The sequence below is a fragment of the Salmonella sp. SAL4457 genome (assembly GCF_046548235.1).
Taxonomy (GTDB): domain Bacteria; phylum Pseudomonadota; class Gammaproteobacteria; order Enterobacterales; family Enterobacteriaceae; genus Salmonella; species Salmonella enterica.
In genome coordinates, this window is record NZ_JBGDZO010000009.1 from 41,416 (window position 1) to 64,063 (window position 22,648).

The 22,648-nt window shown below is 54.0% G+C and carries 23 protein-coding genes; 9 read left to right on the forward strand and 14 right to left on the reverse strand.

Annotation, left to right across the window (positions count from 1 at the left end; translation table 11 throughout):
- Window positions 1-31 precede the first annotated feature (31 nt).
- Window positions 32-1,054: an SPI-2 type III secretion system effector deubiquitinase SseL gene (gene sseL, locus ACLJNW_RS20985; RefSeq protein WP_024154548.1), complete on the forward strand. Its 1,023-nt coding sequence runs from the start codon at window positions 32-34 to the stop codon at window positions 1,052-1,054.
- A gap of 109 nt (window positions 1,055-1,163) precedes the next feature.
- On the opposite strand, the gene ACLJNW_RS20990 is transcribed toward sseL, so the two are convergent.
- The 7 genes from ACLJNW_RS20990 to ACLJNW_RS21020 all read right to left on the reverse strand — a co-directional run bounded on the left by ACLJNW_RS20990 (window position 1,164) and on the right by ACLJNW_RS21020 (window position 7,624).
- Entirely contained in the window at window positions 1,164-1,340 is a 177-nt protein-coding gene (locus ACLJNW_RS20990) for a hypothetical protein (RefSeq protein ID WP_001112763.1), read from the reverse strand.
- Between the two features lie 5 nt (window positions 1,341-1,345).
- Window positions 1,346-2,149, reverse strand: coding sequence for a 2-keto-3-deoxy-L-rhamnonate aldolase (gene yfaU, locus ACLJNW_RS20995; protein ID WP_000992941.1), 804 nt, complete (start codon window positions 2,147-2,149; stop codon window positions 1,346-1,348).
- Window positions 2,150-2,174: 25 nt separating this feature from the next.
- On the reverse strand, window positions 2,175-3,464 hold the full coding sequence (locus ACLJNW_RS21000; RefSeq protein WP_000028931.1) for an MFS transporter: 1,290 nt from the start codon (window positions 3,462-3,464) through the stop codon (window positions 2,175-2,177).
- A gap of 55 nt (window positions 3,465-3,519) precedes the next feature.
- The gene (gene rhmD / locus ACLJNW_RS21005) at window positions 3,520-4,725 is read right to left on the reverse strand and encodes an L-rhamnonate dehydratase (RefSeq protein WP_001530644.1); all 1,206 of its coding nucleotides are present in this window, start codon (window positions 4,723-4,725) and stop codon (window positions 3,520-3,522) included.
- A gap of 13 nt (window positions 4,726-4,738) precedes the next feature.
- Entirely contained in the window at window positions 4,739-5,521 is a 783-nt protein-coding gene (locus tag ACLJNW_RS21010; protein WP_000894170.1) for an IclR family transcriptional regulator, read from the reverse strand.
- A gap of 249 nt (window positions 5,522-5,770) precedes the next feature.
- The gene (locus ACLJNW_RS21015) at window positions 5,771-6,967 is read right to left on the reverse strand and encodes a nicotinamide mononucleotide deamidase-related protein YfaY (RefSeq protein ID WP_000935683.1); all 1,197 of its coding nucleotides are present in this window, start codon (window positions 6,965-6,967) and stop codon (window positions 5,771-5,773) included.
- Window positions 6,968-7,081: 114 nt separating this feature from the next.
- The gene (locus tag ACLJNW_RS21020; RefSeq protein WP_001670658.1) at window positions 7,082-7,624 is read right to left on the reverse strand and encodes a YfaZ family protein; all 543 of its coding nucleotides are present in this window, start codon (window positions 7,622-7,624) and stop codon (window positions 7,082-7,084) included.
- A gap of 278 nt (window positions 7,625-7,902) precedes the next feature.
- Here ACLJNW_RS21020 and nudI point away from each other — a divergent pair, with 278 nt between their 5' ends.
- Window positions 7,903-8,328, forward strand: coding sequence for a nucleoside triphosphatase NudI (gene nudI / locus ACLJNW_RS21025; protein ID WP_001249902.1), 426 nt, complete (start codon window positions 7,903-7,905; stop codon window positions 8,326-8,328).
- Between the two features lie 44 nt (window positions 8,329-8,372).
- Here the strand turns inward: nudI and pmrG are convergent, their stop codons facing one another.
- The gene (gene pmrG / locus ACLJNW_RS21030; RefSeq protein WP_023204452.1) at window positions 8,373-8,978 is read right to left on the reverse strand and encodes a lipopolysaccharide core heptose(II)-phosphate phosphatase PmrG; all 606 of its coding nucleotides are present in this window, start codon (window positions 8,976-8,978) and stop codon (window positions 8,373-8,375) included.
- 298 nt (window positions 8,979-9,276) lie between these two features.
- On the opposite strand from pmrG, the gene arnB reads away from it, so the two are divergent.
- The 7 genes from arnB to arnF are packed head-to-tail and all read left to right on the forward strand — an operon-like array spanning window position 9,277 to window position 16,629.
- Window positions 9,277-10,416, forward strand: coding sequence for a UDP-4-amino-4-deoxy-L-arabinose aminotransferase (gene arnB, locus ACLJNW_RS21035; RefSeq protein WP_024154547.1), 1,140 nt, complete (start codon window positions 9,277-9,279; stop codon window positions 10,414-10,416).
- Between the two features lie 2 nt (window positions 10,417-10,418).
- On the forward strand, window positions 10,419-11,402 hold the full coding sequence (arnC, locus tag ACLJNW_RS21040; RefSeq protein WP_023204454.1) for an undecaprenyl-phosphate 4-deoxy-4-formamido-L-arabinose transferase: 984 nt from the start codon (window positions 10,419-10,421) through the stop codon (window positions 11,400-11,402).
- The gene (gene arnA / locus ACLJNW_RS21045; RefSeq protein ID WP_000648772.1) at window positions 11,399-13,381 is read left to right on the forward strand and encodes a bifunctional UDP-4-amino-4-deoxy-L-arabinose formyltransferase/UDP-glucuronic acid oxidase ArnA; all 1,983 of its coding nucleotides are present in this window, start codon (window positions 11,399-11,401) and stop codon (window positions 13,379-13,381) included. Before arnC ends, arnA begins: the two co-directional genes overlap by 4 nt.
- The gene (arnD, locus tag ACLJNW_RS21050) at window positions 13,378-14,277 is read left to right on the forward strand and encodes a 4-deoxy-4-formamido-L-arabinose-phosphoundecaprenol deformylase (protein ID WP_000169765.1); all 900 of its coding nucleotides are present in this window, start codon (window positions 13,378-13,380) and stop codon (window positions 14,275-14,277) included. The genes arnA and arnD overlap by 4 nt, the downstream gene beginning before the upstream one ends.
- Window positions 14,274-15,920, forward strand: coding sequence for a lipid IV(A) 4-amino-4-deoxy-L-arabinosyltransferase (arnT, locus tag ACLJNW_RS21055; RefSeq protein ID WP_031624479.1), 1,647 nt, complete (start codon window positions 14,274-14,276; stop codon window positions 15,918-15,920). The genes arnD and arnT overlap by 4 nt, the downstream gene beginning before the upstream one ends.
- The gene (gene arnE, locus ACLJNW_RS21060; RefSeq protein ID WP_000579484.1) at window positions 15,917-16,252 is read left to right on the forward strand and encodes a 4-amino-4-deoxy-L-arabinose-phosphoundecaprenol flippase subunit ArnE; all 336 of its coding nucleotides are present in this window, start codon (window positions 15,917-15,919) and stop codon (window positions 16,250-16,252) included. Before arnT ends, arnE begins: the two co-directional genes overlap by 4 nt.
- A complete protein-coding gene (arnF, locus tag ACLJNW_RS21065; RefSeq protein WP_000538694.1) occupies window positions 16,252-16,629 on the forward strand; it encodes a 4-amino-4-deoxy-L-arabinose-phosphoundecaprenol flippase subunit ArnF in 378 nt (125 codons plus the stop codon). Before arnE ends, arnF begins: the two co-directional genes overlap by 1 nt.
- Here the strand turns inward: arnF and pmrD are convergent.
- From pmrD to menD, 6 genes are all read right to left on the reverse strand, one after another.
- Window positions 16,624-16,881 carry a signal transduction protein PmrD gene (gene pmrD, locus ACLJNW_RS21070; protein WP_000455132.1) on the reverse strand — a complete coding sequence of 86 codons (258 nt, stop codon included), beginning with the start codon at window positions 16,879-16,881 and terminating at the stop codon, window positions 16,624-16,626. The genes arnF and pmrD overlap by 6 nt on opposite strands.
- A 97-nt stretch (window positions 16,882-16,978) precedes the next feature.
- Window positions 16,979-18,346, reverse strand: a complete 1,368-nt coding sequence (menE, locus tag ACLJNW_RS21075; RefSeq protein ID WP_000144660.1) for an o-succinylbenzoate--CoA ligase — start codon at window positions 18,344-18,346, stop codon at window positions 16,979-16,981.
- On the reverse strand, window positions 18,343-19,305 hold the full coding sequence (menC, locus tag ACLJNW_RS21080; RefSeq protein ID WP_024154546.1) for an o-succinylbenzoate synthase: 963 nt from the start codon (window positions 19,303-19,305) through the stop codon (window positions 18,343-18,345). Before menC ends, menE begins: the two co-directional genes overlap by 4 nt.
- On the reverse strand, window positions 19,305-20,162 hold the full coding sequence (gene menB / locus ACLJNW_RS21085) for a 1,4-dihydroxy-2-naphthoyl-CoA synthase (protein ID WP_000640013.1): 858 nt from the start codon (window positions 20,160-20,162) through the stop codon (window positions 19,305-19,307). Before menB ends, menC begins: the two co-directional genes overlap by 1 nt.
- A gap of 14 nt (window positions 20,163-20,176) precedes the next feature.
- The gene (menH, locus tag ACLJNW_RS21090) at window positions 20,177-20,935 is read right to left on the reverse strand and encodes a 2-succinyl-6-hydroxy-2,4-cyclohexadiene-1-carboxylate synthase (RefSeq protein WP_000979132.1); all 759 of its coding nucleotides are present in this window, start codon (window positions 20,933-20,935) and stop codon (window positions 20,177-20,179) included.
- A complete protein-coding gene (menD, locus tag ACLJNW_RS21095) occupies window positions 20,932-22,602 on the reverse strand; it encodes a 2-succinyl-5-enolpyruvyl-6-hydroxy-3-cyclohexene-1-carboxylic-acid synthase (protein ID WP_000116384.1) in 1,671 nt (556 codons plus the stop codon). Before menD ends, menH begins: the two co-directional genes overlap by 4 nt.
- Window positions 22,603-22,648: the final 46 nt, after the last annotated feature.

The following is a 22,648-nucleotide window of genomic DNA, read 5'->3' on the forward strand; positions in this document are numbered from 1 at the left end:
GCTACTTTCACTTACCAGGAAACAGAGCAAAATGAATATATGTGTAAATTCACTTTACCGATTGAGCATACCGCAATTTCACAGCTTATATACAGAAGAGGTGAGCGATGAGGCGCTTACATTGTTGTTTAGCGCCGTAGAGAACGGTGATCAGAATTGTATTGATCTGTTATGCAATCTTGCGTTACGCAACGATGACCTGGGGCATAGAGTTGAGAAATTTCTTTTTGATCTCTTTAGCGGGAAAAGATCGGGATCATCAGATATAGACAAAAAAATCAATCAGGCTTGCCTTGTATTACATCAAATCGCCAATAACGATATAACAAAAGATAATACTGAGTGGAAAAAGCTACATGCCCCTTCCAGATTACTTTATATGGCAGGTTCCGCGACAACCGACCTTTCTAAAAAAATAGGAATAGCACATAAAATTATGGGCGACCAGTTCGCTCAGACAGATCAAGAACAGGTAGGAGTTGAAAATCTTTGGTGTGGTGCGCGAATGTTGTCGTCAGATGAGCTGGCAGCTGCAACGCAAGGTCTGGTTCAAGAATCACCTCTTCTCTCGGTAAACTATCCTATTGGGCTGATTCATCCTACCACCAAAGAAAATATATTAAGCACTCAGCTACTTGAAAAGATTGCTCAATCAGGATTATCTCACAATGAAGTCTTCCTGGTAAATACAGGAGATCACTGGCTTCTCTGCTTATTTTATAAACTTGCAGAAAAAATAAAATGCCTTATATTTAATACTTATTATAATTTAAATGAAAATACTAAGCAAGAGATTATAGAAGCAGCAAAAATTGCAGGCATATCAGAAAACGAAGATATTGATTTTATTGAAACTAATTTACAAAATAATGTACCCAACGGCTGTGGTCTATTTTGTTACCATACAATTCAACTCTTATCGAATGCCGGACAAAACGATCCTGTTACCACACTACGAGAATTTGCGGAAAAATTCTTAACGCTTTCAGTAGAAGAACAAGCACTATTTAACACCCAAACCCGGCGGCAAATATATGAATACAGTCTCCAGTAATGGTGAGTACTTAGAGCCTATCCCATTAGGCTCTTATCCTGAAATGATGCTCTGCGAAGAATTTATAAGTATATAAGGATGGGAAGGCCAAGCCTTCCCACTAAAAGTTCTATGCCGTCAATGATTCAACCACGTCTATCCAGCCATGCTCGCTGGTAATGTCCTCGCCATTAAGCCAACGGCGCAGCATATTTAGCGCCATCACCGCACAAACCTCCTGACGTATTGCCAGACTATACCGATAGGCGCTAAAACGCATGCGTAAGGCATACGTGCCATCCGGCATTTTTCTCAATAACTACGTTTTGCCGTGCTTACTGACTGAACAGATTTAAACATCGCCAACCTGCTGTCCAGCGCCTCGGTGTAGAGCATCGTATCTACCCCGACCGCGACAAAATTCGCGCCCCACGCCAGACATTTCTGCGCCATTGCCGGATCGACCGCCAAAAAACCCGCCGCTTTTCCGGCGGCGCGAATACGATAAATACACGCTTCAATGATTCGCTGCACTTCCGGGTGTCCGGCATTATCGGGGTAACCCAATGAAGCAGAGAGATCTGCCGGACCGATAAAGACGCCATCAATGCCTTCAACCTCCAGAATCGCGTCAAGGTTTTCCAGCGCCACTTTGCTTTCAACCTGCACCAACAGGCAGAGCGACTCATTGGCCTGTGCCATATAGTTGTCGATTCTCCCCCAGCGCGCCGCACGCGCCACGCTCGCGCCAACGCCTCGTTGCCCCAACGGCGGGTATCGGGTAGCGGAAACGACCTGGCGCGCCTGTTCTGCGGTGTCAACCATCGGGATCAGTAGCGTTTGCGCCCCGATGTCCAGTACCTGTTTAATGAGCGCTTTACTTCCCTCGATCGGGCGAATCACCGGCTGGCTGGCGTATGGGGCGATGGCCTGTAACTGATGATACAAGTCCTGCACCGTATTAGGCGCGTGCTCGCCATCTATTAACAACCAGTCATAACCCGACGTCGCCGCAATCTCCGCCATATAAGAGGTGGTTGAACTGAGCCACAAACCAATTTGCGTATCCCCTTTACGTAATCCTTCTTTAAAAGGATTTGATAACAATGCGTTCATAGCGATCCTTACAACGTAGATAAGATTAATGATGCGCAGCGCCGGATTGCGCCACCGGACGATTAACGCTCAGCGTGAAGATAATTAATGAGCCAATGATGGCGACTCCGGCCAGCGTCAGCAGGCCCGCCGCATCGCTGGCAAACAACGTTTCCGCTTTTACGCGCAGAATTGGGGCAATAAAACCGCCCACAGCGCCAAACAGATTAACGAAACCAATTCCTGCCGCCAGAGCCGTACCGGAAAGTAGCTGCGTCGGCATGGTCCAGAATACGGGCTGAACGGCAATAAATCCTACTGCTGCAACACAGAGCGCCAGAATAGCGAGCACCGGAGAAACCAGACCTGACAGGCCAATGCCAATGCCCGCAGCCAGTAGTGTCACTGCCGCAACGTTACGGCGATCGCCGGTACGGTCGGAGTAGCGAGGAATAAGCCATGTGCCAAGCAAAGCCGCCACCCAGGGAACCGCTGTTACCACCGAAGCGGTAAAGCCCACTTTAGTGCCCAATAGCGCGGCAACCTGGGTCGGCAGGAAAAAGATGAGTCCGTATACCGCCACCTGAATCGTCAGATAAATAATAGCCAGTTGCCAGACGCGTCCATTACGCAGCGCATCCGCAAGCCTTGACGTGACCTTTTTCTCTTCTTCGCTCGCCAGTTGCCTGATAAGCGCGTTCTTTTCTTCCAGGCTAAGAAAACGCGCCTGCTGCGGAGTGTCATCAAGCCAGAAAAAGGTGAATATCCCTGCGCCAATCGCAAGTAGGCCTTCGATAACGAACATCCAGAACCATCCCGGGTGCCCCATAAAACCATGCATCTCCAGCAGAGCGCCGGAGAGCGGCGAACCCAACGTTAACGCCAGCGGCGCGCCCATATAAAATAGCCCCATAATGCTGGCACGGTTACGCTGCGGGAACCATTGTGAAGTTAGATAGATCATGCCGGGGAAAAATCCAGCCTCCGCCGCGCCCAATAGCGTGCGGATTATCAGAAATTTTGCTTCACTATCCGCCCAGGCCATCGCAGCAGAGAGAAAGCCCCACAGCAGGGTAGTCGTGCCGATCCAGGTTCTTGCGCCAAATTTGCGCATCAGCAGGTTAGCCGGTACGCCAAGGAAAGCGTAAACCACAAAGAAAATACCGGCCCCTAGCGCGTAGGCTTCATTACTTAGCCCGGTATCTATCTGATAGGTCTCTTTGGCAAAACCAATATTTGAACGATCCAGAAACGCCAGTACATACAGCGCCAACATAAAAGGAATTAAACGTGCGCGGTTTTTCTTCACTACGCCGTCAAGTAAAGTGATGCTCATAGCAATATCCTCAACAGGATGAGGGCGTTGCCGTACAAAGGCAACGCACGAGTTATTAGTGGCTATAAGGGCGTTTCAAGTGACAGTCACGGTTAAGCTCGACGCCGAAGCCCGGCTTATCCAGCACTGATTTATGGATGCGTCCATTCACCGGCACCGGCTCATCCAGGAGAATCGGGTCAAATTGCGGACGCAGGGTGGAGCAGTCCGGGCTGGTCATCAGGAACTCGCTGAAAGGGGTATTAGTGAAAGTAATAACTGCATGGTGCGAATAGACAGACGAACCGTGCGGCACCACCAGTTGCCCGCGCGATTTGGCAAGCGCGGCGATCTCAACCAGCGTGGTTAATCCGCCGCACCAGCCAACATCCGGCTGCATAATATCAATGCCGGTTTCTGCCAGAGTGCGGAAGGATTGCAGCGTACCATGGTGTTCGCCGCTGGTAACCATCATCCCTGCAGGCGCGTTGCGTTTTAATTCGCGATAGCCTTCATACTGCTGCGGCGGCAGACACTCTTCAATCCATTTGAGATTAAATGGCGCACAGGCGTGAGCCAGTTTAGTCGCATAGTTCACATCCTGACTCATCCAGCAGTCGAGCATCAGCCAGAAATCCGGCCCGCACTTTTCACGCATATCCGCCACCATCGCGGCATCTTTACGGATCCCCGCATCACCATCGTGCGGTCCCCAGTGAGTCGGCATTTTACCGCCGATAAAGCCCATTTCTTTAGCCAGATCCGGGCGTGCGCCGGTGGCGTAAAACTGAATTTCATCGCGCACCGCTCCGCCCAGCAATTTATAAACCGGCAGCCCCACCACCTTGCCAAACAGATCCCACAGCGCCAGATCCACACAGGAAATCGTGTTCATCACCAGACCGCCGGAACCGGAGTAGTACATGGTCGCGCCGAGCATCTGATCGTGAATAAGTTTGATATCGCTTACGCATTTGCCTTCAATAAACCGGTTAAGATGTTTTTCTACGATAAAACAGCCCATCTCCCCTGCTGTCGAAACGGCGAACCCCGTCTGCCCATTTTCCGCCTCTACTTCGACAATCAGCGTCCCTAACACGTTGATTCCAAAAGACTGACGAGACTGCTCATAGTCGCGATATTTGCTCATGGGAGTGGCGATATGGTCATCAATCCAGTGATTTCCTCCCTGGTCGTGATAATCCCCGCCGCCAGCCCCTTTCTCTGCGGTAGCGCCCCCAATAAACCAGGCTCGAACGTGTTTAATTTTAGGAAGAGTCATAATATTCTCCATTTTAAGATGCGAGTGAGTCGAAGGGACTTTTCCATCCCAACAGGCGTGAAATATCTTTGGCACAGGCAATAGCTTTACCGGCCAAATAATCTAGATTCTCTTCGTTGATTTGCAGGCGCGTGCCGACCACTGAAATTGCCGCGGTCAGTTCGTTTCTGGCATTAAATACCGGTGCGGCAACGCAGCGGACATCCGGATAATCCTCCCCGTTATCAAAGCTCCATCCTCGCTGGCGAATGCGTTCCAGCTCATCATTCAATTGTTGCGGCTCGGTGATGGTGGTCAGCGTGGCTCGCTCCCATACCAGTTGTTCAATAATGGCTTTGCGTACGGCGGCCGGCTGCCATGCCAGCAGGCATTTGCCGATGCCGGAACGATAAAGAGAGAGGCTTTTCCCCTCATGCGAGCGCACGCTGATAGTGGATGAGGATTCCACTTTCAGTATGTAATACGCATTTTCGTGGTCGATGATCCCCAAGTGACACAGCAGCCCGGTTTCATCCATCAGTTGTGTTAGACGAGGACGCGCCAGCTCCCGCAGATCCATCTTGCTGAGCGCATGACCCGACAATTCAACGAGCTTAGTCCACAGGCAGTAGTTATCCTGATGATCGAGGCTAATAAATCGCTGACGTTTTAATTCATTCAACAGCAGGTACGCGGTGCTTTTTGGAATACGCAGCGTTTCAATAATGATTGCCGCGCTGCATGGGCCAATACGCGCGATCAAATTGAGGATGTCGATTGCGCGAGTAAGAGCCGGGACTTTACTTGATTCCAACATATTGGACTCCAGTCTGAGACACTGGAATCAGTGTGAAAGGTCAGTAGGGAAAAAATTGTGAAGCGCGTCAAAGCTTATCCGCCTTCCAACGGAGTGGAAGGGTTAACCATATAAATGTGAATTAACGCACGTATTACTTTGTATTCAGTACAATTGGCTGGACAAAAAAGCAGATAATATTGCCGGATAATGGCATAGCGGCCTTATCCGGCTCACGATGTCGTTCCCATCGCAGATAAGAGAAAGGGATTATGATGTCAATGATTCAACCACGTCTATCCAGCCATGCTCGCTGATAATGTCCTCGCCATTAAGCCAGCGGCGCAGCATATTTAGCGCCATCATCGCGCAGACCTCCTGACGTATTGCCAGACTATACCGATTGGCGCTAAAACGCACGCGTAAGGCATACGTGCCATCCGGCGTCGCCAGCGCGAAATTAAGATGTTCGTTTTCCAGCCCCGACACGGCCAGCGCCAGACCGGCATAATGATTGCTGCGTCGTTCTGTCGTCCAGTGCGCCGTTTGCGCCAGCGTCTCTTCCTGAGAAGGAACGACTTCGCTGGCAAGAACAGGCGCCCCGGCGCGGGAAAGCTGTAGCGCCAGTAAGCCGCTGGTGTATTGCTCGCTCAACGTCAGACTCAACTGCCTTTCCTGCAGGCGGCGGGCTATTTGCGCCGGCAGATTTTCCGTACCTTCAAAAATCAGGTTCTGTCCGGCGACCCGTTTGACCTCTGGCCATAACGCCAGCATCGCCTCCCGTTGCGTCGCCGGGCCGGTCAACTTCAGTTCAATGATCGGCATTGATGAGCGATACCCCATCGTCACGCCGGGCGGCAACGGCAGTGAATCGAGACGCTGCGCGAGGTCGCTTTCTGAACGTCCAAAAGTCGTTAACCGCAGGCAAAGCGGCGGCTCCGGCAGCGAAAAACGCGCGCGTAACCGCGGTAAGATTTCCTTCTCCACCATAACCTTAAATTCAGACGGTACGCCGGGGGTGAAAAACATCAGGCAGCGGTTGAGCTGTAGCGCAAATCCACAGGCAGTGCCGACCGGATTATTAATAAACTCCGCGCTGGCAGGCAGTTCCGCCTGTTTACGGTTGCTCGGCGCCATCACGCGGCCACGCTGCTGAAAGTAGCGTTCCATTTCGGTCAGCCACGCCTGGTGCAGTACTAATCCTTCGCCTTTTGCCGTTGCCGCGGCGAGCGCGCTTAAATCATCGCTGGTCGGCCCTAACCCGCCATTAACAATCAAAACATCAGCATGTTGACTGCGTTCACGCAAGATAGCGACCAGACTGTCCAGATTATCGCCTACCGTATTTCGCCGTGATAACGGAACGCCCTGATGAAAGAAAAAATCAGCCAGCCAGGCGGCATTGGTGTCAACGATTTGTCCGTGCAACACCTCATCCCCGGTGGATAGCATTTCCACATTTAGCATTGTGTTCTCCTGCTCTTATGATGAAAACACTATAACGCAAAGAGGAATAGGACGTGGAAAGAAGAATGACGGGAAAAGGAGGAATATGGCGCGACGATTGCCGCGCCGTTAGCATCAAAAGCTGGCGTTTACGCCAACATAAGGGCCGTCAGCAATCGCATTATCGCGGTTGCCGTCTTTACCCGCCAGGTTCAGGTAACGATAACCGGCTTCAATGCTCAGCGGGCGCATAATGGTGAAACGCGCGCCTGCATTCGCTTCTTCATAACTGTCGATACCGCTGGACAGCGAATCTGGTGAATAATAATACTCGCCGAACAGACGGAAGCTGTTGCCGATTTTCCATTGTAGCCCACCGCCGACAGCCGCCGCATAGCCTTCATCGCTGTCTTTCGGATTGGTATAAATACCTTTACCGCCTACCGTCGCCAGCAGCGGTCCCACCGGAATGTTCAGCCCCAGACCCACGCCCGCAGCATCGCCATCATCATCGTTGTGCATCCAGTTGCCGCTTAGCGCCAGTCCCGTCGATTCCGTACCAAAACCCACGCCAATGTTGGTGTAATCTTCGCCCGCCTGGCCGCTAATACTGATGGCCTGCGCCGATGCAGAAACGAACAGCATTCCGGCAAAACCTAATAATATGCTTTTTTTCATTTTTACCCTTTCCAGCAAGCACATAAAGAAAAACTCCCCAAAACGGCAGAATTGTACTGCCAGACGCTGAGGAATCAATGCACTAAGAAACCATTCCAAAAACATATTGTAACGAAATACTACTTTCGCCATGACGCATCATTGCGCCATCACATGGCGACGCCTGCATCAACAAAATTAACAAAAAACGCAGTCTGCGTTATCGCTTCCATTTTTCACAAAGAATTTCGCAGAATGATTTGTTAAGCTGATGGCCTGGTGGTTTAAGGAAGCGACTTATGCGTCAACGAACTATAGTTTGCCCATTAATTCAAAATGATGGCTGTTATCTGCTGTGCAAAATGGCCGACAACCGCGGCGTCTTTCCCGGTCAGTGGGCGCTGTCGGGCGGCGGGGTCGAGCCAGGCGAACGCATTGAAGAGGCGCTGCGTCGGGAGATTCGGGAGGAACTCGGCGAACAACTGATTCTGAGCGATATTACGCCGTGGACCTTCCGCGACGATATCCGCGTTAAAACCTACGCTGATGGCAGACAAGAAGAGATTTATATGATTTATCTCATCTTCGACTGTGTTTCCGCTAACCGCGATATATGTATTAACGACGAATTTCAGGACTACGCCTGGGTCAAGCCAGAAGAACTGGCGCTGTATGATTTGAATGTAGCGACACGCCACACATTAGCATTGAAAGGGTTATTATAATGACGACAGCCGCTTCAGGCTGTCTTTACGCTTTTAACATGCGGCTAGCCGGGAACAAATTCACCATCTAAAAAGAGTTTTCCGTTTTCCGCATGCATAACGAGCGCATTAAGATAGTCCGGATCAAACTTTACGCCGCGCTTATTTTTTGCAATATACGTCAAACAATGATTATGGGTAAAAATGACTATATTTTTATTCTGCGACTTTTTCAGTAACGTATTGATTGAAGCATAAATACCGCTGCCGCAATCCATCATTTCTTTATCCACCGTAAGCGACCTGCCCGCAGAAAACCAGGTTGCCGACTGGATGGTGCGCACCGTATTACTGGAATAGAGATTGTAATTTTGTATATCGGCACTGAAGGCTTTACCCAGCGCTCTGGCATCTTGCGCACCGTTGACCGTAATCCCCGTGCTGTCTGACAGGCAGGTATTATCGGAACGATCGCACCGCTCGGCATGGCGGAATAACACGACTACCGGATGCTGCTTCGCCAGCGCCGCCAGCGCTTTACCGTTAATCTGCGGTAGACCGTTACCACTCCAGGCATGTTGTGAGGTCAACCCGGCGATAATAACCAACGCCCCCGCCAGAGTCGCGAGATAGCGTTTGTTTTTAATAAAGCGTAGGGTAAATGCCAGCACATTAACCTCTCAGGCAGACAGTGCAGCTAACTTAATAGCAATACGATTAAAATGAAATTCCGCAACGGAAGACCAGGCCAGAAACATAAAAACAGCTTTTGGGCATGCATAAAATGCCTTAAACTTTCGGCGAAAGCAAAGCATAATTCCGTTAAAAATTATCTTTTTACTTCACCTTAATTTCTTAATGTTAATTTAATATTCATCCAGTAGGGTTCAGCTAAATGCGTTAAAAAATAAGCCCTTTTCTATTGCCGAAATATTTGAAAAGCGGCTTTCAATGGCTGAAGGAAAAATGATGTCGGACTTTTTGCCTTTCTCCCGTCCGGCGATGGGCGCGGAAGAGCTTGCTGCCGTTAAGACCGTACTGGACTCAGGTTGGATAACAACCGGCCCGAAAAATCAGGAACTGGAAGCGGCGTTTTGTCGGCTAACTGGCAATCAATATGCCGTTGCCGTCAGTTCAGCCACTGCCGGTATGCACATCGCGTTGATGGCGCTGGGCATTGGTGAAGGCGACGAGGTCATTACACCGTCAATGACGTGGGTTTCTACGCTAAATATGATCGTTTTACTCGGCGCGAACCCCGTCATGGTCGATGTCGATCGCGATACGCTGATGGTCACGCCTGAACATATCGAAGCCGCGATTACGCCACAAACCAAAGCAATTATCCCCGTCCACTACGCTGGCGCGCCCGCCGATCTGGACGCTATTTACGCTCTTGGCGAGCGTTATGGCATTCCAGTGATTGAAGACGCGGCGCACGCGACAGGAACCAGCTACAAAGGTCGCCACATTGGCGCCCGGGGCACCGCGATTTTCTCCTTCCACGCCATTAAGAACATTACCTGCGCTGAAGGCGGTATCGTCGTCACGGATAACCCGCAATTCGCCGATAAACTGCGCAGTCTCAAGTTTCACGGGCTTGGCGTTGATGCCTGGGATCGACAGAGCGGAGGACGCGCGCCACAAGCGGAAGTCCTGGCGCCGGGCTACAAATATAATTTGCCCGACCTCAACGCCGCTATCGCGCTTGCTCAGTTACAGAAACTGGATGCGCTTAACGCTCGCCGCGCCGCCATCGCAGCGCAGTACCACCAGGCAATGGCAGACCTGCCTTTTCAGCCTCTGAGCCTTCCGTCGTGGGAGCATATTCACGCCTGGCATTTATTCATTATCCGGGTCGATGAAGCCCGCTGCGGTATTACCCGGGATGCTCTGATGGCATCGCTGAAAGCGAAAGGCATCGGCACAGGGCTGCATTTCCGCGCCGCGCATACGCAAAAATATTATCGCGAACGTTTCCCAACGCTCACGCTGCCTGACACCGAGTGGAACAGCGAGCGGATCTGCTCACTGCCGCTCTTCCCGGATATGACCGAGAGTGACTTTGATCGGGTCATTACCGCCCTTCATCAGATAGCAGGACAATAAGCATGTTTGACGCCGCCCCCATAAAAAAAGTCTCGGTGGTTATTCCTGTCTATAACGAACAGGAAAGCCTGCCGGAATTGATAAGACGCACCACCATCGCCTGCGAGAGTCTGGGCAAAGCGTGGGAGATTTTATTGATAGATGATGGTAGCAGCGATAGCTCGGCGGAGCTGATGGTTAAGGCGTCCAAGGAGGCCGATAGCCATATCATCTCTATTTTACTCAACCGTAACTACGGTCAACATGCAGCGATTATGGCGGGGTTTAGCCATGTAAGCGGCGATCTTATCATTACGCTGGATGCCGATCTGCAAAACCCGCCGGAAGAGATCCCGCGCCTGGTGGCGAAAGCCGATGAAGGGTTCGATGTGGTAGGCACCGTGCGCCAGAACCGACAGGACAGCCTGTTTCGCAAATCGGCGTCAAAAATCATTAATCTACTGATCCAGCGCACAACGGGCAAAGCGATGGGCGATTACGGCTGCATGTTACGCGCCTATCGCCGCCCTATTATCGATACTATGTTGCGCTGCCATGAACGCAGCACCTTTATCCCTATTCTGGCCAACATTTTCGCTCGTCGGGCTACCGAGATCCCGGTGCATCACGCTGAACGTGAATTTGGCGACTCTAAATACAGTTTTATGCGTCTCATTAACCTGATGTATGACCTGGTGACCTGCCTGACGACGACGCCGCTGCGCCTGTTGAGCCTGCTGGGCAGCGTTATCGCCATCGGCGGGTTTAGCCTGTCGGTATTGCTTATTGTACTTCGCCTGGCGCTGGGGCCGCAGTGGGCGGCGGAAGGCGTATTTATGCTCTTTGCCGTCCTGTTTACCTTCATCGGCGCGCAATTCATCGGTATGGGACTGCTGGGCGAATACATCGGTCGCATTTATAACGATGTCCGCGCCCGCCCCCGCTATTTTGTTCAACAAGTTATCTACCCGGAAAGCACGCCGTTTACTGAGGAAAGTCACCAATGAAAGCCGTTATTTTTGCCTATCACGATATGGGATGTCAGGGCGTGCAGGCCGTACTGGATGCCGGGTATGAGATTGCCGCGATTTTTACTCATGCCGACAATCCTGCGGAAAACACCTTTTTTGGCTCCGTCTCCCGGCTGGCGGCAGGATTAGGGATTCCGGTTTATGCGCCGGATAACGTAAATCATCCTATCTGGGTCGACCGCATCGCTGAGCTTGCGCCGGATATTATTTTTTCGTTCTATTACCGCAACCTGTTAAGCGAAGAAATTCTGCACCTCGCCCCGGCTGGCGCGTTCAATCTGCACGGTTCTCTATTGCCTGCCTATCGTGGCCGTGCGCCGCTAAACTGGGTTCTGGTTAACGGCGAAAGCGAAACGGGCGTAACGCTGCATCGTATGGTCAAACGTGCCGACGCCGGAGAGATTGTCGCCAGTCAACGCGTCGCTATTGCGCAGGACGATGTTGCGCTTACCCTGCATCATAAGCTATGTCAGGCCGCGCGCCAGTTGCTTAATAGCATCCTGCCCACCATGAAATGCGGCGATATACCTTCTGTTCCTCAGCGTGAGTCTGACGCTACATATTATGGTCGCCGCAGGCCGGAAGATGGCCTTATCGACTGGCACAAACCGGTTTCCACGGTGCATAACCTGGTGCGGGCGGTAGCCGCCCCCTGGCCCGGCGCGTTCAGCTATAACGGCTCGCAAAAATTCACTATCTGGTCTTCCCGAATTTGTCCGGATGCGCAGGGCGCGCTTCCCGGCTCGGTAATTTCGGTCTCTCCGCTGCGGGTCGCCTGCGCCGATGGCGCGCTGGAGATTATTACCGGCCAGGCCGGAGACGGCATTACTGTACAGGGCTCGCAGCTTGCACAGACGCTTGGTCTGGTGGCGGGCGCGCGTTTGAACCGTCCACCAGCGACCAGCGGTAAACGTCGCATTCGCGTTCTCATCCTCGGCGTCAACGGTTTTATCGGCAATCATTTGACCGAACGGTTACTGAATGAAGAGAATTACGAGGTCTACGGTATGGATATCGGCAGCAACGCCATTAGCCGATTCCTGCTCCACCCTCGCTTTCATTTCGTGGAGGGAGATATCAGCATCCACTCAGAATGGATCGAATATCATGTCAAAAAATGCGATGTCGTACTGCCGCTGGTAGCGATTGCTACCCCGATTGAATACACCCGCAACCCGCTGCGCGTCTTTGAACTTGATTTTGAAGAAAACCTGCGGATTATCCGTTATTGCGTAAAATACCGTAAACGCGTGGTTTTTCCGTCTACCTCTGAAGTGTACGGCATGTGTACGGACGCCTCTTTTGACGAGGACAAATCGAATCTGATCGTCGGGCCGGTGAATAAGCCGCGCTGGATTTACTCCGTTTCCAAACAGCTTCTCGACCGGGTGATTTGGGCTTATGGCGAAAAAGAGGGATTGCGCTTCACGCTTTTCCGTCCCTTTAACTGGATGGGGCCGCGGCTGGATAGCCTGAACGCGGCGCGTATCGGCAGTTCACGCGCGATAACGCAGTTGATTCTGAACCTGGTAGAAGGGACGCCGATCAAGCTTATCGACGGTGGTCAGCAGAAGCGCTGTTTCACCGATATTCGCGATGGGATCGAAGCATTATTCCGCATTATTGTGAATGAGGGCGATCGGTGCGATGGCAAAATCATTAATATCGGCAATCCTGACAACGAAGCCAGTATTCAGGAACTGGCGACGCTGTTGCTCGACAGTTTTGATAAGCATCCGCTGCGCTGCCATTTCCCACCGTTTGCCGGTTTCCAGGTCGTCGAAAGCCGTAGTTATTACGGCAAGGGTTATCAGGATGTCGCACACCGGAAACCCAGTATCGACAATGCCAGGCGCTGTCTGGGCTGGGAACCGTCTATTGCGATGCGTGATACGGTTGAAGAAACGCTGGACTTCTTCCTGCGCAGCGTAGATGTCGCGGAACGCGCATCATGACGAAAGTCGGTTTACGCATTGATGTTGATACCTTGCGAGGAACGCGTGAAGGTGTTCCCCGGCTGCTGGCGACATTGCATCGCCACGGCGTTCAGGCCAGCTTTTTCTTCAGCGTCGGGCCGGACAATATGGGACGTCATCTTTGGCGTCTGATAAGACCGCGATTTTTATGGAAAATGCTACGTTCAAACGCCGCTTCGCTCTACGGCTGGGATATCCTGCTGGCCGGTACCGCCTGGCCGGGAAAAAATATCGGCAACGCCAATGCCGGGATTATTCGTGAAACGGCAACATACCATGAGACGGGACTACATGCCTGGGATCACCATGCGTGGCAGACTCACAGCGGCCACTGGAGTATCCGCCAGCTTGAAGAAGATATCGCGCGCGGCATAACGGCGCTTGAGGCCATTATCGGAAAACCCGTCACCTGCTCAGCCGCGGCCGGCTGGCGAGCGGATGGGCGCGTTGTTCGTGCGAAAGAGCCGTTCAACCTGCGGTATAACAGCGATTGCCGTGGAACCACCTTATTCCGTCCGCTACTGATGCCGGGCCAGACCGGGACGCCACAAATCCCGGTCACCTTACCCACGTGGGATGAGGTTATCGGCCCCGCCGTTCAGGCGCAGTCGTTCAATACCTGGATTATCTCCCGTATGTTGCAGGACAAAGGCACGCCGGTATATACCATCCATGCGGAAGTCGAAGGTATTGTCCATCAGCCGCTGTTTGAAGATTTGCTCGTTCGTGCACGCGACGCGGGGATCACCTTTTGCCCTCTGGGCGAACTGCTGCCGGCATCGCCTGAGTCTCTGCCGTTGGGGCAAATTGTACGTGGACACATCCCTGGCCGTGAAGGTTGGCTGGGGTGCCAACAGGCCGCGAGCGCCTCATGATGAAATCGATACGCTATTATCTGGCTTTCGCCGCATTTATCGCGCTCTACTATGTTATTCCTGTCAATAGCCGCCTGCTCTGGCAGCCGGATGAAACGCGCTATGCCGAAATAAGTCGGGAGATGCTGGCGTCTGGCGACTGGATCGTGCCGCATTTTCTGGGATTACGTTATTTTGAAAAACCGATAGCCGGTTACTGGATAAACAGTCTGGGTCAGTGGCTTTTTGGCGCTACCAATTTTGGCGTGCGGGCTGGCGCTATTTTAACGACATTGCTGGCCGCAGCGCTGGTGGCGTGGCTGACGTTCCGCTTATGGCGGGATAAACGTACCGCGTTGCTCGCCTCCGTTATCTTTCTCTCCCTCTTTGCCGTTTACAGTATCGGGACGTATGCGGTACTCGACCCGATGATCGCGCTTTGGCTTACGGCCGGGATGTGTTGTTTCTGGCAGGGGATGCAGGCCACGACCCGAACGGGCAAGATTGGGATGTTTTTGCTACTGGGCGCAACCTGCGGTCTGGGTGTATTAACTAAAGGCTTCCTCGCCCTGGCCGTACCGGTAGTGAGCGTGCTGCCGTGGGTCATTGTCCAGAAACGCTGGAAGGACTTTTTGCTATACGGCTGGCTGGCGGTCTTGAGCTGCTTTGTGGTTGTCCTTCCCTGGGCGATCGCCATTGCGCGACGCGAAGCCGATTTCTGGCATTACTTTTTCTGGGTGGAGCATATCCAGCGATTCGCCATGAGCGATGCCCAGCATAAAGCCCCTTTCTGGTACTATCTGCCGGTGCTGCTCGCGGGAAGTTTACCGTGGCTGGGGTTACTGCCTGGCGCGCTTAAACTGGGCTGGCGCGAGCGAAACGGCGCATTCTATTTGCTCGGATGGACGATCATGCCGCTTCTCTTTTTCAGTATTGCGAAAGGGAAACTGCCCACCTATGTTCTTTCCTGTTTCGCACCGATAGCGATACTCATGGCGCGCTTCGTCCTGCATAACGTAAAAGAAGGCGTTACCGCGCTGCGTGTCAACGGCGGGATCAACCTGGTGTTCGGGTTAGTCGGGATCGTCGCAGCGTTTGTCGTCTCCTCATGGGGCCCGCTGAAATCGCCGGTGTGGACGCATATCGAAACTTATAAAGTTTTTTGCGTCTGGGGCGTCTTTACTGTTTGGGCGTTTGTGGGCTGGTATAGCCTCTGTCATAGCCCAAAATACCTATTACCCGCGTTTTGTCCGCTGGGACTGGCGCTGCTGTTCGGCTTTTCCGTCCCCGACAGGGTGATGGAGTCCAAACAGCCACAGTTTTTTGTCGAAATGACCCAGGCGCCTTTGGCATCAAGCCGCTATATTCTTGCCGACAGCGTGGGCGTCGCCGCCGGGCTGGCCTGGAGTCTGAAACGAGACGATATTATGCTCTACGGACACGCGGGCGAACTCAGGTATGGTCTTAGCTATCCTGATGTACAGAATAAATTCGTTAAAGCCGACGATTTTAACGCCTGGCTCAACCAGCATCGTCAGGAGGGCATTATTACGCTAGTACTTTCAATAGACAAAGACGAAGACATCAGCGCTCTTTCCCTTCCCCCTGCGGACAATGTTGATTATCAGGGGCGTCTGGTGTTAATTCAGTATCGGCCTAAATGATCGGCATCGTTCTGGTGCTTGCCAGTCTGCTCAGCGTTGGCGGTCAGCTCTGCCAGAAGCAAGCGACACGGCCATTGACGACGGGCGGACGCCGCCGCCACCTGATGCTGTGGCTGGGCCTGGCGCTGATATGCATGGGCGCAGCGATGGTGCTGTGGCTGCTGGTGCTACAAACCCTGCCGGTGGGAATTGCTTACCCGATGTTGAGTCTGAATTTTGTCTGGGTCACGCTGGCGGCCTGGAAAATCTGGCATGAACAGGTTCCGCCCCGCCACTGGTTGGGCGTCGCATTGATTATCAGCGGCATTATCATTCTGGGGAGTGCGGCATAATGGGCGTAATGTGGGGACTGATAAGCGTTGCGATTGCCTCCCTCGCCCAGTTGAGTTTAGGATTCGCCATGATGCGGCTGCCATCGATAGCGCATCCACTGGCGTTTATTTCCGGACTGGGCGCATTTAATGCCGCGACCCTGGCGCTATTCGCCGGTTTGGCGGGGTATCTGGTTTCCGTCTTCTGCTGGCAGAAAACATTACACACGCTCGCGCTCAGCAAAGCCTATGCGCTACTGAGTCTCAGCTATGTGCTTGTCTGGGTAGCCTCAATGCTGTTACCCGGTTTGCAAGGCGCTTTCAGCCTAAAAGCGATGCTCGGCGTATTGTGTATTATGGCGGGGGTAATGCTGATTTTTCTGCCCGCCAGATCATGATGGCTTGCGCGTCAACCGCTGCCATTCGTCGCAGGAATAACAGCGTGCATCAACGATTTTTAAGGTCTGGTGTTTTTCCCGATTAATACAATACTGCGCATCCTGTAAAGGCGACAGGATATCGCCGGGACTCAGTAATATCATGGAATTCGCCTCGGCGATCATTTTTAGCGAACCGCCGCTATCACACAGCACCAGAACATGGCACGCCCTCTTTTTGACATAATGCGATTTCTTAACCAACCATTCCATAGCGCCCCCGTTTCACGCTGATTGTTCATAACACGTTACACATCAACGGATAAACAAAACGGCAATAGCGATGGAATGGTTGTATATTAACCTAACATTAATTTTTACAGATCTTACACACCCACTGCTGGAGCGCACGGCGAGATATTTTAATCCCTCCGTTTTTCAGTTCTGACGGCAGCGTCAACCAGCGAACCGGCTGTTGAAAACGCGCCAGCTTATCGCGAACCCATTCAGCGAGGTTCACGTCTCCGGCCTGCGATGCATACTCCACAACCGCAACGGGACGATGGCCAAACTCTTTATCTTCTACCGGCACGACAAAGGCTTGTTGCACCAGCGGATGCGCGTTAATAACGCGTTCGACTTCCTCCGGCTGAATGCCTTCGCCGCCGCTAAAGAACAGGTTGTCCAGCCGCCCGGCGATGGTTAGCCTGCCGTGGTTCAGCTCGCCGCGATCGCGCGTGGCAAACCAGCCTTCGTCATTAACCAGCGGGATCAGTTTGCCATCACGCCAGTAACCTTCCGCCATACTGGCGGCGCGCAGCCAGACTTCATTATCGACGATTCTGATCTCTCTGCCGGGAAGCGGCGCGCCAACATCATCCGAACCATCAGCCTCTTTGGCGCATACCGTAGACGCGAACTCCGTGAGCCCATACCCGCACCAGCAGCGAATCCCTTGTTTGCTGGCCTGGTCGGTGAGTTCAACCGGAATCACCGCGCCGCCGAGCAAAACGGCTTTCAGCGTCACCGCCGCCCGATTCGCCAGCAGCCGCCACAGCTGCGTCGGCACCAGCGAAGCATGAGTACACCCTGCCAGCATCTGCTCCAGCGGTTGCTTATCGCGTACCGTCATGCGCGCCCCGGCGAAGAGCCAACGCCACATAATACCCTGCCCGGATACATGAAACAGCGGCAGCGATAGCAGCCAGTCATCCTGAGGGCCAAACGGCATTAGCGAAAGCACCCCCTGCGCGCTGGCAAGATGCGCCTGGCACGTATGTACAGCCGCTTTTGGCAATCCTGTGGAACCCGATGTCAGCGTCATGGAAACCAGACGCTGCGGTTGCCAGGCCACGGCATACGCCGCTGTGCTCTTTTGTATCTGCAACGCGGTTAATCCGGAAAACGCGTTTTCGCCTTCCAGTGTCAGCGCAAAACGCAGCGTTAACTTCGGCACCAGCGCCTCCAGCAATGTCTGGGGCAACTGCGGGTTGACGGGCAGAACCCGCGCGCCGCACTGCATCAGCGCAAGCCATGCCAACAGAGTGCGCGGCTGATTCCCGGCGCGCAGCAGGACACCATCGCCCTCGCGTACGCCCTGCGCGGCAAACCCGCCCGCCAGCGCATCAATACGCTCACAGAGGGCGCGCCAGCTTAGCACTTCATCGTTCAGGCGCAGAGCGGGCGCCTGACTGCGAACCTGACGCCAGTGGCGCCACGGCCAGTCCGTGAATGTCATAACAGTCGTTCCAGCTCCTCACGCTTCAGACAAGGCAACGCGCTACCGGGCCAGGGGCGAATCTGTTGCGCCTGCATCAGATGCAAGGTATCCAGTCCAGGCAGCGTTCCCGGCGTCAACCAGGCGGCAATCCGCGCCAGTTGCGTCAGGCCGAGGCTGGACTCGATCGAAGAGCTGATGACCGCCGTCAGTCCCAACGCATGGGCGGCAGCGACTTGCTCACGCACTTTATCAAGCGATCCGGTCAGCGTAGGTTTGATAACCACAGCCCTGACGCCCTCTTCGGCTTCAAAGGTGAAATCCGCTTCGCGCAGACTTTCGTCCCAGGCAATCGCGATGCCGGTTTCACGGGCAAAGGCGCGGGAATCATCCCGCGTCTTACACGGTTCTTCGAGAAAGGCGATACGAGCGCGGTAATCCGGATTAACATACTTTGCGAACTGTTGGGCTTTTAGCGGCGTCCAGGCGCGATTCGCATCCAGACGCAGATGCAGATCCGGGATCGCCTCCAGCAGCAAATTAACCACCATGCCGTCGCGTACCGCTTCATAAAGACCCACTTTGACCTTAGCGATTTTCTCGCCGGGCATATCGGCAAGCCGCAGCACCAAATCGTCAGGATCGCCAGTGCATAACGGCGCAGCGCGATAGTCCGCCGCCTCCGGCAATACGCCTGTCAGTTCCGCCAGCGCGCAGCTTGCGCCAAACGCGACCGAAGGCATCTCCGGTAATCCCTCGTTCCCCTGAAGCCAGTCGTTCACCCACGTCAGGAGCGCCGTCTGCGCCTCTTCCCACGTTTCCTGACTGAAGCCCGGCAGCGGAGAGATCTCTCCCCATCCCTCACGCTCGCCGTCACGCAGACAAACATACAGCCCGTCGCGAGTTTTTAACCGCCTGTCGTGCAGAACCACCCCCGCGTCCATGGGGATCTGCCAGCGGTATACCTGCGCGCTACGCATTATGGGTTCCGTTTGAATTTGCTGAAGTCAGGCTGACGCTTCTGGTTAAAGGCGTTACGGCCTTCCTGCCCTTCTTCGGTCATGTAGAACAGCATGGTAGCGTTGCCCGCCAGCTCCTGCAGCCCGGCCTGACCGTCACAATCGGCATTCAGCGCCGCTTTCAGGCAACGCAGCGCCATCGGACTGTTTTGCAACATTTCGCGGCACCAGCGCACGGTCTCTTTTTCCAGATCCGCCAGCGGAACGACGGTGTTAACCAGCCCCATGTCCAGCGCCTGTTGCGCATCGTACTGGCGGCACAGGAACCAGATTTCACGCGCTTTCTTCTGACCAACGATACGCGCCATATACGAAGCGCCCCAACCGCCGTCAAAGGAGCCGACTTTCGGACCGGTCTGGCCGAAGATGGCGTTTTCCGCCGCGATGGTCAGGTCGCACATCATGTGCAGCACATGACCACCGCCGATGGAGTAACCCGCGACCATCGCGACAACCGGTTTTGGACAGGTGCGAATCTGGCGCTGGAAATCCAGCACGTTCAGGTGATGCACGCCGGAGTCATCCTGATAACCGCCGTAATCGCCGCGCACCTTCTGGTCGCCGCCCGCGCAAAACGCTTTATCGCCTTCGCCGGTCAGAATAATCACGCCCACGTTGTCGTCGTAACGGGCATCCGCCAGCGCCTGAATCATCTCTTTGACGGTCAACGGACGAAATGCATTGCGCACCTGCGGACGATTAATGGTGATTTTTGCAATACCGTCGGTGGATTTTTCATAACGAATGTCGGTGTAACCCTCCGAGCAGTCGTGCCATTCTACCGGTGCGTAAAGCATTGTTTCATCAGGATAGATCATAGTGTGTCCTTTAGTCAGAGACGCAGAATCTGAGCCAGACTGTCTACCACGCCAGCGGGGTTTTCCCGATGTGCGTTGTGTCCGGCGTTACGAATGACATGGCATGTCGCCGCCACTTCCTGCGCCAGGGCGCGGAATTTGCTGTCGCGTTCGCCACATAAATAATAAAACGGAAATGCCAGCGCGTTGAGCGCCTCGCGTAAATCCGGCTGGACGGCAAGCGATGTCGCCTCCAGCATCGCAGCCAGCGTTTCGCCGTTATTCTGGCTACGCAGCGCCGTTAGCGCCTGTCTTTGCTGCGCCGTCAGCGAGGCGAACACCGGCTGCTGATACCAGTCGTGAAAAACCTCAGTCAATGGTTCATGACGAAAACGCTCTGCCCAGCGCCCGTCGGACAATCGTCTTTCAGCGCGCGCCTGTTCATTTTGCAGCCCCGGATGACCGCCTTCAACCACCAGGCCGCACAGGCCGGGTATTCCCTGGCAGGCTGCCATCATCGCCACCCGGCCGCCAAGGGAGTATCCCACCAACCAAAACTTTAGTATGTTGTAACTAATTAACGTAGCGCGCAGTAATCTGATGACATCGGCAAAGCCGCCGACCGGAATAGCCGCAGATCCGCCATGTCCCGGTAAGTCAATATAAAGCCGCGAACAGCCGTGAAACTGTTCGCCAACCGGCTGCCATTCACGGCAATCGCCAGAAAAACCGTGCAGGAAAACCAGTGAGGGCGCCCCAGGCTGTCCGGGCATGTGCTGCGCGTGCAACATCATAGATGGCTTACCTGAGCCAAAAGTTGCTGCAACGTCTGCGCGCCGTCCGTATCGTTTACCACCAGCTCAATCACCGTTGTCGCCGGGGTTCGCCACGCGCCAGCCAGCGCAGACTCCAGCTCTTCCCAGTTTTCCGGGCGATGATAGCGCAGGTTAAACATGGCGGCCGCATGGTCAAAATGGACGTTTTGCGGCATCAAATAAAAGCGCTCACGTTTGCTTTGCGGCGTCGGCAGCAGGGAAAAGATCTGCCCGCCGTTATTGTTGACCACAATCAACACAAACGGCGCGGATACCTGACGTAGTAACGCCAGCGCGTTAAGATCGTACAGCGCGGATAAATCGCCGACGATAGCCAGCGTCGATTTGGCGCTGGCGCGCTGCACGCCTGCCGCCGTGGAAAGCAGGCCGTCAATGCCGCTCGCCCCACGATTGCTGTATACCGGATAGCCAGCCGGCAACTGTGACAGCGCGTCGATCAGACGCACCACCAGACTATTGCCCACGAACAATTGCCCCTGCTCCGGCAGATAGTCGCGGATACGGTGCGCCAGCTGCGCTTCGCCAAAGGTGTCTCGCTGCGCGACCACCCGTTGCCACGCCAGTTCCGCCAGACGCGGGATCTCTACACACCACGGTTTACGTTTTTCCGCCGGATGCATCTCCAGCCAGTCGGCGATTTTCGCTACCAGTCTGCGTCCACGATGGTGCGCCGGGTCCAGACGACCTTCAATATTGTCGATTACCCAGTACTCTTCCGGCTCGCAGGTTGCCTGCCATTGCAGTAAGCGTTTTCCGGTAAGGCTACTGCCAAGCTGGACGACAATCTGCGCCTGCTGCAGTTCGGTCACCGCTTTGGCGTTGCCGAGCCACAGGTCGGCGCACGGCAGCGGCTGCCCGGTTTGCGACAATACGTCGCCAATTAATGGCCATCCCAGAGTTTGCGCCCACTGCGCCACTTTTTTGCCTTCTTCCGCGCTCATACGCCCGGCGACGACAACGCCGCGTTTTTGTCGCCAGAAGAACCAGTCGCGCTGTTTGTCGCTTGCCAGTCGACGCGCTTCGCGCAGCCAGGGTTTTTCATCCTGCCACCAGTCGCCGAGGCGCTGCTGCCAGACCAGACCGGTGTCATTCATATCGCCATACAGCGGTTCGGCAAAAGGACAGTTAATGTGCAGCGCGCCCGCATGAAGCATGGCGAGCGCATTGTCGATGGTCGACACCAGCCAGCGCGCCGGAATATCCTGCGTGGGACGCGGCAACGACAGAGTTTGGGAGGGGTGCGAGGCAAACATCCCCGCCTGACGGATCGCCTGGTTGGCGCCGCAGTCAATCAGCTCCGGCGGGCGATCGGCGGTAAGTAAAATGAGCTTCTCGCCCGTCAGACCCGCCTCAATCAGCGCCGGATAGAGGTTCGCCACGGCGGTACCTGAAGTGACAATAACGGCAACCGGCTGTTGGCTGACTTTCGCCAGCCCTAACGCCAGATGACCAAGCCCACGCTCATCAAAGTGCGTATGGTGAATAAAAGCAGGATTCTCTGCCGCCGCCAACGTGAGCGGCGTGGAACGGGAACCAGGGGCGATACAAACATGCCTGACGCCATGACGGGTTAAGGCTTCCAGGATGACCGCCGCCCAGCGCCGGTTAAATGCACTTACTGACATGAGTTTGTCCGGTATCAATCATTGGGACTAAGTATAAAGAGCTGCA